General features: G+C 40.7%; 14 protein-coding genes. All 14 read left to right on the top strand.

The window, feature by feature from the left end:
* Window positions 1-294 precede the first annotated feature (294 nt).
* On the top strand, window positions 295-1797 hold the full coding sequence (gene atpD / locus VXM68_RS03025) for a F0F1 ATP synthase subunit beta (protein WP_046673738.1): 1503 nt from the start codon (window positions 295-297) through the stop codon (window positions 1795-1797).
* Window positions 1798-1818: 21 nt separating this feature from the next.
* Window positions 1819-2067, top strand: a complete 249-nt coding sequence (atpC, locus tag VXM68_RS03030) for an ATP synthase F1 subunit epsilon (RefSeq protein ID WP_209578172.1) — start codon at window positions 1819-1821, stop codon at window positions 2065-2067.
* Window positions 2068-2464: 397 nt separating this feature from the next.
* Window positions 2465-3355, top strand: coding sequence for a branched-chain amino acid transaminase (locus VXM68_RS03035; RefSeq protein ID WP_293957001.1), 891 nt, complete (start codon window positions 2465-2467; stop codon window positions 3353-3355).
* On the top strand, window positions 3339-5039 hold the full coding sequence (gene ilvD, locus VXM68_RS03040) for a dihydroxy-acid dehydratase (RefSeq protein ID WP_367210426.1): 1701 nt from the start codon (window positions 3339-3341) through the stop codon (window positions 5037-5039). Before VXM68_RS03035 ends, ilvD begins: the two co-directional genes overlap by 17 nt.
* Window positions 5040-5154: 115 nt before the next feature.
* Window positions 5155-6897 carry a biosynthetic-type acetolactate synthase large subunit gene (gene ilvB / locus VXM68_RS03045; protein ID WP_293957004.1) on the top strand — a complete coding sequence of 581 codons (1743 nt, stop codon included), beginning with the start codon at window positions 5155-5157 and terminating at the stop codon, window positions 6895-6897.
* Window positions 6898-6904: 7 nt separating this feature from the next.
* The gene (ilvN, locus tag VXM68_RS03050; RefSeq protein ID WP_293957006.1) at window positions 6905-7495 is read left to right on the top strand and encodes an acetolactate synthase small subunit; all 591 of its coding nucleotides are present in this window, start codon (window positions 6905-6907) and stop codon (window positions 7493-7495) included.
* 14 nt (window positions 7496-7509) lie between these two features.
* Window positions 7510-7974: a DinB family protein gene (locus tag VXM68_RS03055; RefSeq protein ID WP_293957007.1), complete on the top strand. Its 465-nt coding sequence runs from the start codon at window positions 7510-7512 to the stop codon at window positions 7972-7974.
* 45 nt (window positions 7975-8019) lie between these two features.
* On the top strand, window positions 8020-9501 hold the full coding sequence (gene ilvC, locus VXM68_RS03060) for a ketol-acid reductoisomerase (RefSeq protein ID WP_293957008.1): 1482 nt from the start codon (window positions 8020-8022) through the stop codon (window positions 9499-9501).
* A gap of 132 nt (window positions 9502-9633) precedes the next feature.
* Window positions 9634-11031, top strand: coding sequence for a 3-isopropylmalate dehydratase large subunit (leuC, locus tag VXM68_RS03065; RefSeq protein ID WP_367210428.1), 1398 nt, complete (start codon window positions 9634-9636; stop codon window positions 11029-11031).
* Between the two features lie 33 nt (window positions 11032-11064).
* Complete coding sequence (locus VXM68_RS03070) at window positions 11065-11541, top strand: PEGA domain-containing protein (RefSeq protein WP_293883949.1); 477 nt, start codon at window positions 11065-11067, stop codon at window positions 11539-11541.
* Window positions 11542-11618: 77 nt separating this feature from the next.
* A complete protein-coding gene (gene leuD, locus VXM68_RS03075; RefSeq protein WP_293957010.1) occupies window positions 11619-12209 on the top strand; it encodes a 3-isopropylmalate dehydratase small subunit in 591 nt (196 codons plus the stop codon).
* Entirely contained in the window at window positions 12203-13681 is a 1479-nt protein-coding gene (locus VXM68_RS03080; protein WP_367210429.1) for an ATP-binding cassette domain-containing protein, read from the top strand. Before leuD ends, VXM68_RS03080 begins: the two co-directional genes overlap by 7 nt.
* Window positions 13682-13767: 86 nt before the next feature.
* Complete coding sequence (gene leuB / locus VXM68_RS03085; RefSeq protein ID WP_367210430.1) at window positions 13768-14841, top strand: 3-isopropylmalate dehydrogenase; 1074 nt, start codon at window positions 13768-13770, stop codon at window positions 14839-14841.
* A gap of 122 nt (window positions 14842-14963) precedes the next feature.
* Window positions 14964-16127, top strand: a complete 1164-nt coding sequence (locus tag VXM68_RS03090; RefSeq protein ID WP_293957014.1) for a 2-isopropylmalate synthase — start codon at window positions 14964-14966, stop codon at window positions 16125-16127.
* The last annotated feature ends 40 nt before the right edge of the window (window positions 16128-16167 follow it).

The following is a 16167-nucleotide window of genomic DNA, read 5'->3' on the forward strand; positions in this document are numbered from 1 at the left end:
CTAAAATTAGGAGATGTATCTTGATCGACCTGTAGCGAATCCATGAACCATTCGATTACAGGTCGATTTTATTTAGCAGTGTAGGTTAAGGAAGAATAACTATCTTTGCATAGATCGAAATTGAAACAGACAGAATTACAATAGATAACATTTTGACCTACGTTAATAAATTTATAATTTAATTATAAATTCTATTTGTTTTTAAATACGAATAACCTTATTTTTGCTGACCAAAAAAGAGGCCTTTTATGTCTCTTATATAAAATTGATTAATAAATATTTAGTCCCTATAATATGCCCAAGATTGGTAAAATAGCGCAGATTATCGGCCCAGTTGTTGACGTCAACTTCGCCGACAGTGAAAATCTACCTAAAATTTACGATGCATTGTACATTCAAAAAGAAAATGGACAACGTGTTGTATTAGAAGTTCAACAACACTTAGGTCAGGATCGTGTACGTACAATTGCCATGGACGCAACTGAAGGTTTAGTTCGCGGAATGGAAGTTGTCGATACTGGTGCTCCTATCAAAATGCCTGTTGGTGAAGAAATCAAAGGTCGTGTATTCAATGTAGTTGGTGATGCCATCGACGGGATCCAAAATCTGAATAAGGAGAATGGCCGTCCTATTCACAACGTGCCACCTAAATTCGAAGATTTATCAACTGAATCCGAAGTACTTTTTACTGGTATCAAAGTTATTGACCTTTTAGAGCCATATGCTAAAGGTGGTAAAATTGGTTTATTCGGAGGTGCCGGTGTAGGTAAAACCGTATTAATCCAAGAATTAATCAACAATATCGCAAAAGGTCACGGTGGTCTTTCTGTATTTGCCGGTGTAGGTGAACGTACACGTGAGGGTAATGACTTATTGCGCGAGATGTTAGAATCTGGTATCATCAAATATGGTGAGCATTTTATGGAAGGCATGGAAAAAGGCGAATGGCCTTTAGACACCGTAGACCACGAATTGATGAAGGATTCAAAATGTACATTCGTATTTGGTCAAATGAACGAGCCTCCTGGTGCACGTGCACGTGTTGCTTTATCAGGTTTGACAGTAGCGGAATACTTCCGTGACGGTGATGGCGAAGGTCAGGGCCGTGATGTATTATTCTTCATTGATAACATCTTTCGTTTTACACAAGCAGGTTCTGAAGTATCAGCCCTATTGGGTCGTATGCCTTCAGCCGTAGGTTACCAACCAACGTTGGCAACGGAAATGGGTTTGATGCAAGAGCGTATCACATCAACTAAAAATGGATCAATCACTTCTGTACAAGCCGTATATGTACCTGCCGATGACTTAACTGACCCTGCTCCAGCGACAACTTTCGCCCACTTGGATGCAACCACAGTATTGTCTCGTAAAATTGCTGAGTTAGGTATCTATCCTGCCGTGGATCCATTAGATTCTACATCTCGTATCCTTTCTCCAGCCGTTTTAGGTAACGAACATTACAATACCGCTCAACGTGTAAAAGAAATTCTTCAACGTTATAAAGAATTGCAAGATATCATCGCCATCTTAGGTATGGACGAATTATCTGAAGAAGATAAATTAACAGTACACCGTGCACGCCGTGTACAACGCTTCTTATCACAACCTTTCCACGTTGCAGAGCAGTTTACAGGTTTAAAAGGCGTATTGGTAGATATTAAAGATACCATCAAAGGTTTTAATATGATTATTGACGGTGAAGTAGATGAGTATCCTGAAGCTGCCTTCAACTTAGTAGGTAACATTGATGATGCTATCGAAAAAGGTAAAAAATTATTAGCAGAAGCAGTTTAATTTAGATTATATCTAAGAATAATGAAATTAACAATTATCACTCCTGACAAATTAGCATTCGAAGGCGAAGTAACAGCTGTTACTGTACCTGGCTCTGCAGGCTCTTTCCAAATTTTGAAAGACCACGCTGCCATCGTTTCTACTTTGGAAGATGGAAAAGTAATTATTCAACAAGGTAAAGGTGAACAAGAAGTGTTCATTAAAGGTGGTGTTGTCGAAGCAAAAGACAATGTCATTACCGTGCTTGCTGAAGGAATTATCGGAGATTAAATCAAATCGATTTTATAAAATTTAAAAGCTTCCGGTAGAAATATCGGAAGCTTTTTTTTTAAAGTTTTTTTGACGTTTTCATCATTTTAAGAAGAAAATTGACCGTTGTCACAAAAAATAATTTTATAGAACAGTAGACCAATTTTAAATACGGTATACGACTAACAAAATATAAAACCGAATAAACCTAATTTTTAATCAATAAAAATCGTTAAAACACACTAATATAAAATTTTATTCTAAATTCAAAATTAGCAGTTTGCCTATTGTCAATTATTGGAATTCCTACTACCTTGAGGAAATGAAATTCGAAAGTTTTTATTAAAACTTGAGATCACATGATTTACCACCAAAAACACCACGAAGGGAATTATTATACTGAGGTAAATTTAGGGTTATGAAATACTACGATAAAAATACATTGATCTATTTAAATGGAGCTTTTGTAAAAGCTTCCGAAGCGGTATTGGATCCGTTTGCACAGTCACTGCATTATGGGTATGCTGTATTCGATGGATTACGCGCATATAATACCCACAATGGCCCCCGTATCTTTAAAGCTGATAAGCACTTCGACCGTTTGAAGAGATCATGTGAAGGGGTTAATATTCCTTATCGTTGGAGCAATAGAGAGCTGATCGACATCTGTTATGAGCTACTGGCCACCAATAACCTCAGAGAAGCCTATATACGTCCATTGGTATTGACCGGTTCAAATATGCACTTAACCTCATCAACCGAAGCAACAATCATGATTGCAGCCTGGGAATGGGGTCCATATCTTGGTCAAAACTTATTACGGGTATGTATTTCGGATATCAAAAGACCTAATCCAAAATCGTTTAAAATTGACTCGAAAATCTCTGGGCAGTATGTTAACTCCATTCTTGCCACAACGGAAGCCATCGAAAGAGGGTATGACGAAGCTTTAATGCTCGACCACGAAGGTTATGTTGCCCAAGCATCCAGTGAAAACATCTTTATCGAAAAAGATTTCAAAATCTATACACCGCCCACGAAAAACATCTTCCCGGGCATTACACGCCAAACGGTAAAAAATATCTGTAAAAAGTTAAATTTTGAAGTTATCGAAAAGCAACTGACTGTTGAAGATATTTACACCGCAGACAGCGCCTTCTTATGTGGGACTGCCGCAGAAATCATCGGAATCAAACAAGTCGATGATGTCATCTATCAAGAAGCGTGGGAACACAGCATAGGGGCATCAATCCAAAGACGTTATAAAAATTTAGTATTAGAGAACGAAAATTATGAAGTCATCATCTAACGGCGAAAACGCAATGAACAAATACAGCCGTACATTTACACAAGACGAAACGCAACCTGCTGCAAAAGCCATGCTTTACGGTATCGGTCTTACAGATGCCGACATGGACAAAGCACAGGTCGGTATTGCCAGCATGGGATATGATGGTAATACGTGTAATATGCACTTAAATGATTTAGCACAAATCGTCAAGAAGGGCGTTTGGAATAATGATTTAGTGGGTTTGACCTTTGGAACTATTGGCGTCAGTGACGGTATGAGCAATGGTACCGATGGGATGCGTTATTCGTTGGTAAGCCGGGATGTGATCGCTGATAGTATCGAAACAATCTGCGGTGGACAATATTATGATGGCTTGATCTCTATTCCTGGCTGTGACAAAAACATGCCTGGTGCAATTATGGCAATGGCCCGTTTGGATCGCCCTTCTTTAATGGTATATGGCGGTACCATCGCTCCTGGCCACTACAAAGGCGAAGAATTAAATATTGTATCTGCATTCGAAGCATTGGGACAACGCATCTGTGGAAATCTTTCCGATGAAGACTATGAAGGCATTATCAAACATACCTGTCCGGGTGCTGGTGCTTGTGGCGGAATGTATACAGCAAATACCATGGCTTCGGCAATTGAAGCCTTGGGCATGAGCTTACCATACTCATCTTCCAACCCTGCGATTTCGGAAGAAAAGAAAAATGAATGTTTAGAGGCAGGTCAACATATCCGCACGCTGCTTGAGAAAGATATCAAGCCCTCTGATATCATGACACGTAAAGCATTTGAGAATGCGCTACGTACCATTGTTATCTTGGGCGGTAGTACGAATGCTGTACTTCACTTTATCGCAATTGGTAAAGCCGTAGGCGTAGATATCACGCAAGATGACTTCCAACGTATGAGTAACGAAACCCCTGTATTAGCTGACTTCAAACCATCCGGTAAATACTTGATGCAAGATCTTCAGCAATTTGGTGGAACTCCTGCTGTCATGAAATATCTTTTAAATGAAGGTTTACTTCATGGTGACTGTATTACGGTAACAGGAAAAACGGTCGCTGAGAACTTGGCTGATGTTAAATCAATCATGGAATATGACCAACCGATTATCAAACCCTTGAGCGATCCAATCAAGGCTACTGGACACTTACAAATTCTTTATGGGAACTTAGCAGAGAAAGGTTCTGTTGCCAAGATTTCCGGTAAAGAAGGTGAAAAATTCACTGGTCCTGCACGCGTATTCGATGGAGAGCATGATTTAGTGGCCGGTATTGCATCTGGTAGAATCAAACCAGGAGATGTTGTCGTGATCAAAAATGAAGGTCCTGTTGGCGCACCAGGCATGCCTGAAATGCTTAAACCGACATCATTGATTATTGGTGCAGGCTTGGGTAAATCTGTTGCTTTAATCACCGATGGCCGTTTCTCTGGTGGAACGCATGGTTTTGTCGTCGGGCATATCACACCGGAATCTTACAAAGGCGGCTTAATCGGCCTTGTACATGATGATGATATTATCGAGATTGACGCGGTCAATAACAGCATCAATGTACTCCTTTCGGATGAGGAGATCGCACAACGCCGTACCGCTTGGGTACAACCAGCGTTAAAAGTTAGCAAGGGAGTTTTATACAAATACGCCAAAACAGTTGCCGACGCCTCAGAAGGCTGTGTAACGGATCAGTAGAAAATAAAAAACAGAGACTTTAAGCGAATAAAGACCTAAACAATCGACGCTTAAGGTCTCAGATCGAATATCTAAATACTAAAAAGACTGAATAATCAACAAAAAAATCAACGTAATGAGTACACTGGAAATAACAGAAAATAAGGCGACCGCAGCACAACAAACTCCGACACAAATTTCGGGATCTAAAGCTGTATTGGAAGCCTTATTGAGCGAAGGAGTTGATACCGTATTTGGTTATCCTGGAGGCGCAATTATGCCTATCTATGATGCCCTTTATGATTATACGGATCGTCTGAAGCATATTTTAGTGCGCCATGAACAAGGTGGAATCCACGCGGCGCAAGGTTATGCAAGAACTTCAGGTCGTACTGGTGTCGTCTTTGCGACAAGTGGTCCTGGAGCAACAAACTTAGTTACTGGATTGGCTGACGCCATGATTGACAGTAACCCGATCGTCTGTGTCACAGGCCAGGTCTTCGCTTCACTATTAGGAACTGATGCATTTCAGGAAACTGATGTCATCAATATCACGGCACCGGTCACCAAGTGGAACTATCAAGTTACCGACGCCACTGAAATTCCAGCTGCACTTGCAAAAGCATTTTATATTGCCAGCACTGGCCGTCCAGGGCCGGTATTGATCGATATCACTAAAAACGCGCAATTGCAATTGTTTGATTATTATGGTTACGAAAAGTGCAACCACGTACGCAGCTACAGACCTGCGCCACAAGTACGAAAAGAATATGTCGAACAAGCGGCAGCCTTAATCAACAATGCCAAGAAACCATTTGTTCTTTGGGGACAAGGAATCATTTTAGGAAAAGCCGAGGAGGAATTTAAAACATTTATCGAAAAGGCTGGCATCCCTGCTGCAAGCACTGTTATGGGGTTGAGCGCTCTCCCAACAGACCATAAACTTCATGTCGGCATGCTTGGTATGCACGGTAACTATGCGCCAAACGTAATGACCAATGAATGCGATGTGTTAATTGCTATCGGTATGCGATTCGACGACCGCGTAACGGGTCGTTTAGATAAATACGCCAAACAGGCAAAAGTAATCCATTTGGATATAGACCCAGCTGAGATTGACAAAAATGTACAGACAACCGTACCTGTATGGGGCGACTGTAAAGAATCACTCCCGATGCTGACGGAATTGATAAATGCAACAGACCATTCTGCTTGGTTAGCGCAATTCCGCGAACTTGAAAAAGAAGAAATCAAGGAAGTGATCCAGGATGAACTTCATCCGCAAACAGATATTATGACGATGGGTGAAGTCATCAATGTGCTGAATGAATTGACGGGAGGTGATGCGATCATCACAACCGACGTTGGTCAACACCAAATGGTAACTTGTCGCTATGCTAAATTTAATAACAGCAAATCAAATGTAACCTCAGGAGGTTTGGGAACCATGGGTTTTGGACTTCCGGCAGCTATCGGTGCTTGGTACGGCGCTCCAGAAAAAACTGTTGTGGCCATCATCGGCGACGGTGGTATACAGATGACCATTCAAGAGTTGGGAACGATCATGCAATTTGGTGCAAAAGTTAAAATTATGATCCTCAACAATGAATTCCTGGGCATGGTGCGTCAATGGCAGCAATTATTCCACGACAGGCGCTATTCATTCGTGAACATCACCAGTCCTGATTTTGTTGCTGTAGCGAAAGGCTATTACATTGACGGTCAGAAGATTTCGGAAAGAAAAGATCTCCGCAACGCGCTGAAAACAATGATTGATCATGACGGAGCTTATCTATTGGAAGTGATGGTTGGTAAGGAAAATAATGTATTCCCAATGGTTGCTCAAGGAACATCGGTATCTGAGATACGCTTAAAGTAGAATTAACATGGAAAAACAAGAATATACCATCACCCTATATACAGAGAATTCGATCGGTCTTATCGGTCGGATTTCAACAATTTTTTCGAGAAGAAAAATCAATATCGAAAGTTTGAACACTTCCCCTTCTGAAGTGGAAGGGATACATCGTTTTACCATTGTGATCACGGAAGCGGAGGATGTTCTGCGTAAGCTTTGCCGTCAGCTGGAAAAACAGATTGACATCCTCAAAGCCTATTACAACACCAATGATGAAGTGATCTGGCAAGAACAGGCGTTGTATAAAGTGCCTGCGGATGTTGTGAATGAAAAAGTTTACGTTGAGCGGTTGTTACGTCAATACGGTGCGAATGTCGTTGTGATCCGCAACGATTATATTGTATTTGAAACGGCCGGTCACCGCGAAGAGATTGATAAGTTAACCGAAGAGTTGACAAAATACGGCTTGATCGAATTTGTACGTGGAGCCCGTATTGCCATCATCAAGGATAGTGCTGGCTTCCACTCCAAATTGGTTCAGTTTGAAGCCCAAGAGCCTTCTGAAGAAATTGTCGAAAACGAATATCTCGACAAAAGAGATGATGTATTTACAATGTAAGCATTAAAAATATCATGCAAGAAACATTTAAATTTATCTTAAAGTCACGTCAAAAATTCATTGAATTAATTGAAGGTCTTTCTATAGAACAGCTTAACAAAATTCCTGTAGGATTTAACAACAATATCATCTGGAATTTTGCGCATATCGTTGTCAGTACCCAGACCTTGATCTATGTGCGTACAGGAATTAAAGCCGATACGGCTTGGGTGAAATATAATGAAGATTATAAAAAAGACACCAAACCGACCCGCTTTGTTGAACAAGCGGAGATTGATGAATTAAAAGAAATCGCAATCCGTAGTATTGAACAAATTGCCGCAGATTATGACAATGGTGTCTTTGGAGAAATCACTTCCTTTTCAACAGCAACCTATGGTTATCCAATGGAAACCATTGAAGAGGTTATTGCCCTCACATCTGGACATGACAATGTTCATTTTGGCTATGCCATGGCGCAACGCAGATTAGTACAATAGTTAAAACAAATAATCAACAACCCATAACAGAAAGAAAGTAAAACAATGGCAAATTATTTCAACACTTTACCGCTTAGAGAGCAGTTAGAACAATTAAGTCACGCTGAATTCATGGACAACACCGAATTCACGGATGGCGTAAATGCTTTAAAAGGTAAAAAAATCGTAATCGTAGGATGTGGCGCACAAGGCTTGAACCAAGGTTTAAACTTAAGAGATAGCGGATTGGACGTTTCTTATGCTTTACGTAAAGAAGCTATTGAACAAAAAAGAGATTCTTGGAAAAATGCTACGGACAACAATTTTAATGTAGGAACTTACGAAGAATTGATCCCCACTGCAGATTTAGTCATCAACTTGACCCCAGATAAACAACACACTTCAGTTATCAACGCCGTAATGCCGTTAATGAAAGAAGGCGCTACATTATCGTATTCACACGGTTTCAACATTGTGGAAGAAGGCATGCAGATCCGTAAAGATATTACGGTCATCATGGTTGCGCCAAAATGTCCAGGTTCTGAGGTTCGCGCAGAGTACCTTCGTGGCTTTGGTGTACCTACTTTAATTGCTGTTCACCCTGAGAATGACCCGCAAGGAAAAGGATGGGCTGAAGCAAAAGCTTATTGTGTAGGAACAGGTGGCCACAAAGCAGGCGTATTGAAATCTTCATTCGTAGCTGAAGTGAAATCAGATTTGATGGGTGAGCAAACGATTCTTTGCGGATTGTTGCAAACAGGTTCGATCTTATCTTTCGACAAAATGATCGAAAAAGGCATCGAAGCTGGTTATGCATCCAAATTGGTACAATACGGTGTAGAAGTTATCACTGAAGCGTTGAAACATGGTGGTGTAAGCGGTATGATGGATCGTTTGAGCAATCCTGCGAAAGTGAAAGCTTTTGAGATCTCCGAAGAATTGAAAGATATTATGCGCCCATTATTTCAAAAGCATCAAGACGACATCATGTCAGGCCACTTTAGCAAGACGATGATGGAAGACTGGGCAAACGGGGATGCCAACCTATTGAAATGGAGAGCTGAAACGGGTGAAACTGCATTTGAAAAAACGCCAGCAGGTGATGTTAAAATCAGCGAACAAGAATATTTCGATAACTATACATTGATGGTTGCGTTCATCCGTGCAGGTGTTGAATTGGCATTTGAAACAATGGTTGAAGCGGGTATCAAACCTGAGTCGGCATACTATGAATCATTACATGAAACACCATTGATCGCCAACACAATTGCCCGTAAGAAATTGTTCGAGATGAACCGTGTGATTTCTGATACAGCTGAATACGGTTGTTACCTATTCGATCAGGCTTGTAAACCGTTGTTGGCAGACTTTATGAAAACTGTAGATACTGATTTAGTCGGTAAAAACTTTAACGAAGGCCGGGATGGTTCAGTTGATAATGCTCAATTAGTTGTTATCAATGAAATTTTGCGCGACCACCCCGTGGAAATTGTTGGGCGCAAATTGCGTAAAGCAATGACCGCAATGAAAGCGATCAAAACTGTTTAAAGTTTGTACGGAATTATACATGCTTCAAAATCATGAAAATTTCGTAATTTAGTATATTGAAACCAAGGTGATATTGAGACATTTACAATATCACCTTGGTTAATATAAAAATAACATAAGAGAGAATAAAAAATGTCAAAAACTTTAGTAGAAAAGATTTGGGATGCGCACGTCGTCAAGCGTGAGGAAGGGTTCCCAGATATTATATATATCGACACCCATTTAATTCATGAAGTTACTTCACCTCAAGCTTTTGATGGCCTACGTAAGAGAGGAATCCCAGTTTTTCGTCCAAAACAAACGGTAGCTACCGCCGACCACAACGTACCGACACTTAATCAGCACTTACCAATCAAAGAAGAACTATCGCGCTATCAGGTTGATATGCTCACCAAAAATTGTGCTGAATTTGGTATTGAATTATACGGTTTGGGGCACCCCTACCAAGGTATCGTACACGTTATTGGTCCAGAGCTGGGTATCACTCTTCCGGGCAAAACGATGGTTTGTGGCGATAGCCATACCTCTACCCACGGCGCTTTTGGAGCTATCGCTTTTGGTATCGGAACCTCTCAGGTTGAACAGGTCTTCGCTACCCAATGTCTATTGCAATCGAAGCCCAAAACAATGAAAATTGAAGTCAACGGTACCCTTCAAAAAGGTGTTGGAGCAAAAGATATCATCCTATATATCATCTCCAAAATTTCTGCTGCCGGCGGTACAGGTTACTTTATAGAATATGCTGGTTCAGCGATCCGTTCGTTAAGTATGGAAGCGCGTATGACCATCTGTAATATGAGCATTGAAATGGGGGCTCGCGGAGGCTTAATTGCTCCGGATCAGATCACTTTCGACTATGTAGAGGGCCGTGAATTCGCACCGAAAGGAGAAGAATGGGATAAAGCGTTAGCCTACTGGAAAACATTATATTCCGACGACGATGCCATTTTCGATAAAGTATTGACTTTTGATGCGGCAGACATCGCTCCCATGATTACTTACGGTACCAACCCCGGGATGGGAATGGGAATTGCAGAACATATTCCGGCAACTACTGCTCAACCAGAATCGGAAAGACCATCGTATCAAAAAGCATTGGACTACATGGGCTTTAAAGATGATTCAACAGTGCTTGGCAACCGTGTTGATTACGTTTTCATCGGAAGCTGTACCAATTCCCGTATCGAAGACTTACGTGAAGTTGCCTCTTTCGTACAGGGTAAGCAAAAAGCACAGGACGTTGAAGTATGGATTGTACCAGGCTCAAAGCAAGTAGAAAAACAAGCTAAGGAAGAAGGCTTGGATAGCATATTTGAGGCTGCAGGATTCCAACTACGCGAACCGGGATGCTCCGCATGTTTAGGAATGAACGAAGATAAAATACCTGCTGGCAAATATTGCGTTTCGACTTCAAATAGAAACTTCGAAGGACGTCAAGGGCCTAATGCACGTACCATGCTGGTATCCCCCTTAACAGCAGCTGCCGCAGCAGTAACAGGTAAAATAACAGATGTAAGAGAGTTGATCTAAAAAAATTAAAACGTAAAATATATTAATCTAAAAATGAAAAGTACTACTAAAATTACATCTATCATCTTAGCGGGGGCTACACTTTTTACCAGTTGCGCAAGCAAAACATTGATTCAATCGAATCCTGTTGGAGCAAAAGTTTATATTCAAGGAGAGTACGCGGGTACGACACCGTATTCTTATAAAGACACCAAAATCGTTGGCAGCACAACTGACTTGAAAATAGAAAAAGAAGGTTATGAGCCTTTTATTACCAGTTTTTCCAGAAATGAAAAAGCTGACGTCGGAGCTATTATCGGTGGTATATTTGTACTCGTTCCATTTCTATGGACCATGAAATATAAAGAGCAACATACGTATGAATTGATACCTCTTGGTAGCGGAGCAAAAAAAGAGTCAACAGACACATCATTATCAGCTAAATTACAAGAGCTAAAAAAGATGTACGATGACAAGCTTATTACCAAAGAGGAGTATGAAAAGCAAAGAGAAAAGGTTTTGAACAATTAGCGTTCGAAAAAAATAAAACAGATAAAAAACGGAGGGCTAATAGACTCAGCTCCGTTTTTTATTTTGACTTTGAAAAAATGAAAAAATTTGAAACTTTAACTTCACGGGTAGTTCCACTACCTATTGAAAATATTGATACCGATCAGATCATTCCAGCGCGTTTTCTAAAAGCGACCACGCGCGAAGGATTTGGAGATAATTTATTCCGTGATTGGCGCTTTGATACAGACAATCAGCCCAAAACGGATTTCGTATTGAACAACCCGACCTATTCGGGAAAAATATTGGTTGCGGGTAAAAACTTTGGCTGTGGTTCTAGTCGCGAACACGCTGCCTGGGCTATTCAAGACTATGGTTTTGACGTTGTTATCAGTTCATTCTTTGCAGATATCTTCAAAGGAAATGCGCTAAATAATGGGGTTTTACCCATTCAAGTTCCAGAAGAGTTTTTAGGAAAGATATTTGAATTGGTACACCAAAATCCTAATACCGAAATTATCGTCGACCTGGAGAAACAAACGGTCATGTTGACAGAAACAGGCGATCAATTTGAATTTGAAATCAATCCATATAAAAAGTCATGCTTGATCAATGGATATGATGACATCGACTTTATCCTAAACCAAAAAGATTCAATCGAAGCATTTGAAGCAAACAGACAATGGTAGATCCTGTCGTCCATATTGCCAATTTAACTGTTCAGTACGGTAGAGATATCGTATTGCAAGATTTAAATTGGCAAATTTTTAAGGGTGAACAATGGATCATAGGAGGACCGAGTGGTACCGGAAAAACAACGCTTGCAAAAGCAGTTGCCGGTCAATTAAAATATGAAGGGAAAATCGAATTCAATCTCGGCTCCAATAATCCCCTTTCAGCGAAAATTCACTATGTTTCCAATTGGTTTCAATTTACCAATCTCGAAGGCGACCGCAACTTTTATTATCAACAGCGGTACAACAAATTCGCAAAAAACGATACGTTAACTGTTTTTGCAGAGCTGAAACATTATGCACGGGAGGAACAACTCTCTTTTGACGATGTACGCAACTATCTGACAATTTTTGGTTTTGAAAATTTCAAAGATCAACAGTTAATCGAACTTTCCAGTGGGGAGCATAAAAGACTACAATTGATCAAGGCGCTATGGCTCGAGCCAGAGGTCCTTATCATTGATCAACCTTATACGGGTTTAGACGTACAATCTCGACAAGACCTCAATCGCATTTTTGATCAGCTGGCAAATAAAGGGGTGACGTTGATGCTCATTAGTAATGATGATGAACAACCAAGCTGCATCAATCGTTTTGCGGAGATACAGCATGGTAAGATTGTTATTCGCCAAAATAGCAATGAGATATCCAGAGGATTGCCCCGCACAAGAAAAGCACTCCCTTATTTTTTGCAACGAGCCCCTGAAGTAACTTCTCCGATCATGGTAAAAATGAACAAGATTAATATCTCTTATGGAGAGAAACAAGTTCTAAAAAACATAGACTGGGAGATAAAAGCTGGTGAAAAGTGGTTACTTCAAGGTCATAATGGCTCTGGAAAATCAACTTTGCTTAGTTTAATCAATGGAGATCATCCCCAGGCCTATGCCAATGACATTTATCTTTTCGGTAAAAAAAGAGGATCTGGAGAAAGTATCTGGGACATCAAAGAACATTTGGGGATCATATCGCCAGAATTACATTGGTACTACGATATGAATGCCAACGTTGGACAGACCATCGCTTCGGGATTCTTTAATTCCATGAGCCTCTATCAGCGATTAGGATTTGAACAACAGCAGAAGCTGGAGCAAATTCTTCATTTTTTTGATCTCAAAGAGGTTAAACATAAAACATTGGGATCATTACCCCTGGGCCAACAACGTTTGGCTCTACTGGCGCGCACAATCGTGAAACATCCTGAACTGCTGATTTTGGACGAACCATGTCAGGGTCTGGACAAAGAGCAGACACAGTATTTCAACGACGTCATTGATGATCTGAGTAAAAGCGGTCAAACCCTCATCTACGTAGGGCATTTCGACGCTCAGTTACCCAATTGCATTGATAATAAAATGGTGTTGGAAAAGGGAGAAGTGAAAGCAACAACCGAAGTTATCCACAAAAAAGAGGTGTTTTCCACATAAGAAATGTGGAAAACGCCCAGCTAGAATAGAAAATAGATGTTAGCGGTTAGAATTTAGAGACTAACGGCTCAATAGTTATAAAAACAATGAAAAAAAACATTTTAATCATACCTGGAGATGGTATAGGCCAAGAAGTAACCACTTGGGGTAAAAAAGTGCTAGAAAAAATTGGTGAAAACTATGGTCATGAATTTAGCTTTGACGAAGCCATCATGGGCCATACCGCAATTGAAGCTACAGGCAACCCACTACCTGACGAGACGTTAGCGAAAGCAAAAGCTTCTGATGCAATCCTTTTTGGTGCCATTGGCCATATCAAGTATGATAATGATCCATCGGCTAAAGTTAGACCTGAACAAGGCTTACTAAAAATCCGTAAAGAATTGGGTCTGTATGCTAATCTTCGCCCAATATTATTATTTGATGAATTGTTGGATGCTTCAAGCTTAAAGCCAGAAATTCTTCAAGGGACAGATATTCTTTTCTTCCGTGAATTGACAGGCGATGTGTATTTTGGCGAGAAAAACCGAAACGAGGACAACACCTTTGCCTCAGATCTAATGAATTACCACCGTTACGAAGTTGAACGTATCGCACGTAAAGCTTATGAGGCAGCGCGCACGCGTAGTAAAAGGTTATGCTCTGTTGATAAAGCTAATGTCCTGGAAACGTCGCGTCTTTGGAGAGAAGTTGTACAAGAGCTTGCAAAAGAATATCCAGATGTTGAAACAGAGCACATGTTTATTGATAATGCCGCCATGCAATTGGTCAAAAATCCAAAGAAGTTTGATGTTGTTTTAACCGCCAATCTTTTTGGTGATATCCTAACAGACGAAGCTTCGCAAATTGCAGGCTCTATGGGCATGTTGGCCTCTGCCTCTGTAGGTGATGGCACTGGTTTCTTCGAGCCTATACACGGCTCTGCGCACGATATCGCTGGTCAAAATAAAGCAAATCCACTTGCGTCAATATTATCTGCAGCCTTGATGCTTGATATTAGCTTTGGCCTACAGGAAGAAGCTAAAACGGTTACCAATGCTGTAGCTGAAACATTGAAGGCAGGCTGGAGAACCGGTGACATTGCAAACAGTAGCACAGCACCTTCAAAAATTTTAGGCACCCAAGAAATGGGGCAAAAAGTATTGGAGTTTATTAAATAGTATTGAGATATGAGTAATGAAGTAGTGAGTATTAGGAATCAGATGCCGCAAGCCTTTGCTCGGGCACTTAAATGCATTGCTTCTTACATATTTAGTTTATAAATCTTTTGAATTAAGAAATTATGTTACACGATCCTAATCATCTTTACATCTTCGACACCACATTGCGTGATGGCGAGCAGGTACCCGGATGCCAATTAACTACTCCAGAGAAAATTGAGATCGCAAAGGACTTAGAAAAACTGGGCGTTGATATTATCGAAGCTGGTTTCCCAGTGTCTAGCCCCGGTGATTTTCAATCGGTGGTAGAATTGTCCAAAGCCGTGAACGATGTCATTATATGTGCATTGACCCGTGCCAATAAAAACGATATAGATGTAGCTGCCGAAGCATTACAATACGCCAAACGCCCGCGCATCCATACGGGTATAGGCTCTTCGGATATGCATATCAAATATAAATTCAATAGTACACGGGAAGAAATTTTAGAACGAGCTGTTTCCGCTGTAAAACATGCTAAATCCTATGTAGAGGATGTCGAGTTTTATGCAGAAGATGCCGGTCGCGCAGACTTAGAATTTCTAGCTAAAATGGTGGAATCGGTCATTGCTGCCGGAGCTACTGTCGTTAATATCCCTGATACAAACGGTTATTGTTTACCGGACCAATATGGATCAAAAATCAAGTATCTGAAAGAACATGTACGGAATATCGATCAAGCGATCATTTCTGCACATTGCCACAATGACTTGGGACTTGCAACGGCAAATTCCGTCGCAGCGATACAAAATGGTGCGCGTCAGGTAGAATGTACAATAAACGGTATCGGTGAGCGTGCTGGTAACACTTCGCTAGAAGAAGTGGCTATGATCCTTAAGGTACACAAGCAAGCATTTGGAAGTTTAACATCAAATATTGATAGCCGCATGTTTACCTACTTATCCCGTAAGGTAAGTGAAATGATGAATATGCCTGTGCAGCCAAATAAAGCTATTGTAGGTCGCAATGCCTTTGCACATAGCTCAGGGATCCACCAGGATGGATTCTTAAAGCATCGCGAAAACTATGAGATTATTAGACCAGAAGATGTTGGTTTGTTGGAAGCTGATATCATTTTAACTGCCCGTTCGGGAAGACATGCACTCAAACATCATCTAGAGCGTTTAGGATTTCACCTTGAAAAAGACGATCTAGCAGATTGCTATCAACGCTTTTTGGTTCTGGCCGACGAAAAGAAAAATATTTGCGATGATGACCTAAAAAGCCTCGTCCAAGAAAAAATCTAGAAAAGGAAGGCTGCTCATGCAGCCTTTTTTCTTCAAAAAA

Source organism: Sphingobacterium sp. R2 (assembly GCF_040760075.1).
In the GTDB taxonomy this organism is placed as follows: domain Bacteria; phylum Bacteroidota; class Bacteroidia; order Sphingobacteriales; family Sphingobacteriaceae; genus Sphingobacterium.

Coding starts and splice junctions, on each gene's coding strand:
- leuB (WP_367210430.1), top strand. CDS start 13,768: ATGAAAAAAAACATTTTAATCATACCTGGAGATGGTATAGGCCAAGAA.
- ilvC (WP_293957008.1), top strand. CDS start 8,020: ATGGCAAATTATTTCAACACTTTACCGCTTAGAGAGCAGTTAGAACAA.
- atpC (WP_209578172.1), top strand. CDS start 1,819: ATGAAATTAACAATTATCACTCCTGACAAATTAGCATTCGAAGGCGAA.
- leuC (WP_367210428.1), top strand. CDS start 9,634: ATGTCAAAAACTTTAGTAGAAAAGATTTGGGATGCGCACGTCGTCAAG.
- VXM68_RS03090 (WP_293957014.1), top strand. CDS start 14,964: ATGTTACACGATCCTAATCATCTTTACATCTTCGACACCACATTGCGT.
- ilvD (WP_367210426.1), top strand. CDS start 3,339: ATGAAGTCATCATCTAACGGCGAAAACGCAATGAACAAATACAGCCGT.
- ilvB (WP_293957004.1), top strand. CDS start 5,155: ATGAGTACACTGGAAATAACAGAAAATAAGGCGACCGCAGCACAACAA.
- VXM68_RS03070 (WP_293883949.1), top strand. CDS start 11,065: ATGAAAAGTACTACTAAAATTACATCTATCATCTTAGCGGGGGCTACA.
- atpD (WP_046673738.1), top strand. CDS start 295: ATGCCCAAGATTGGTAAAATAGCGCAGATTATCGGCCCAGTTGTTGAC.
- ilvN (WP_293957006.1), top strand. CDS start 6,905: ATGGAAAAACAAGAATATACCATCACCCTATATACAGAGAATTCGATC.
- leuD (WP_293957010.1), top strand. CDS start 11,619: ATGAAAAAATTTGAAACTTTAACTTCACGGGTAGTTCCACTACCTATT.
- VXM68_RS03055 (WP_293957007.1), top strand. CDS start 7,510: ATGCAAGAAACATTTAAATTTATCTTAAAGTCACGTCAAAAATTCATT.
- VXM68_RS03035 (WP_293957001.1), top strand. CDS start 2,465: ATGAAATACTACGATAAAAATACATTGATCTATTTAAATGGAGCTTTT.
- VXM68_RS03080 (WP_367210429.1), top strand. CDS start 12,203: ATGGTAGATCCTGTCGTCCATATTGCCAATTTAACTGTTCAGTACGGT.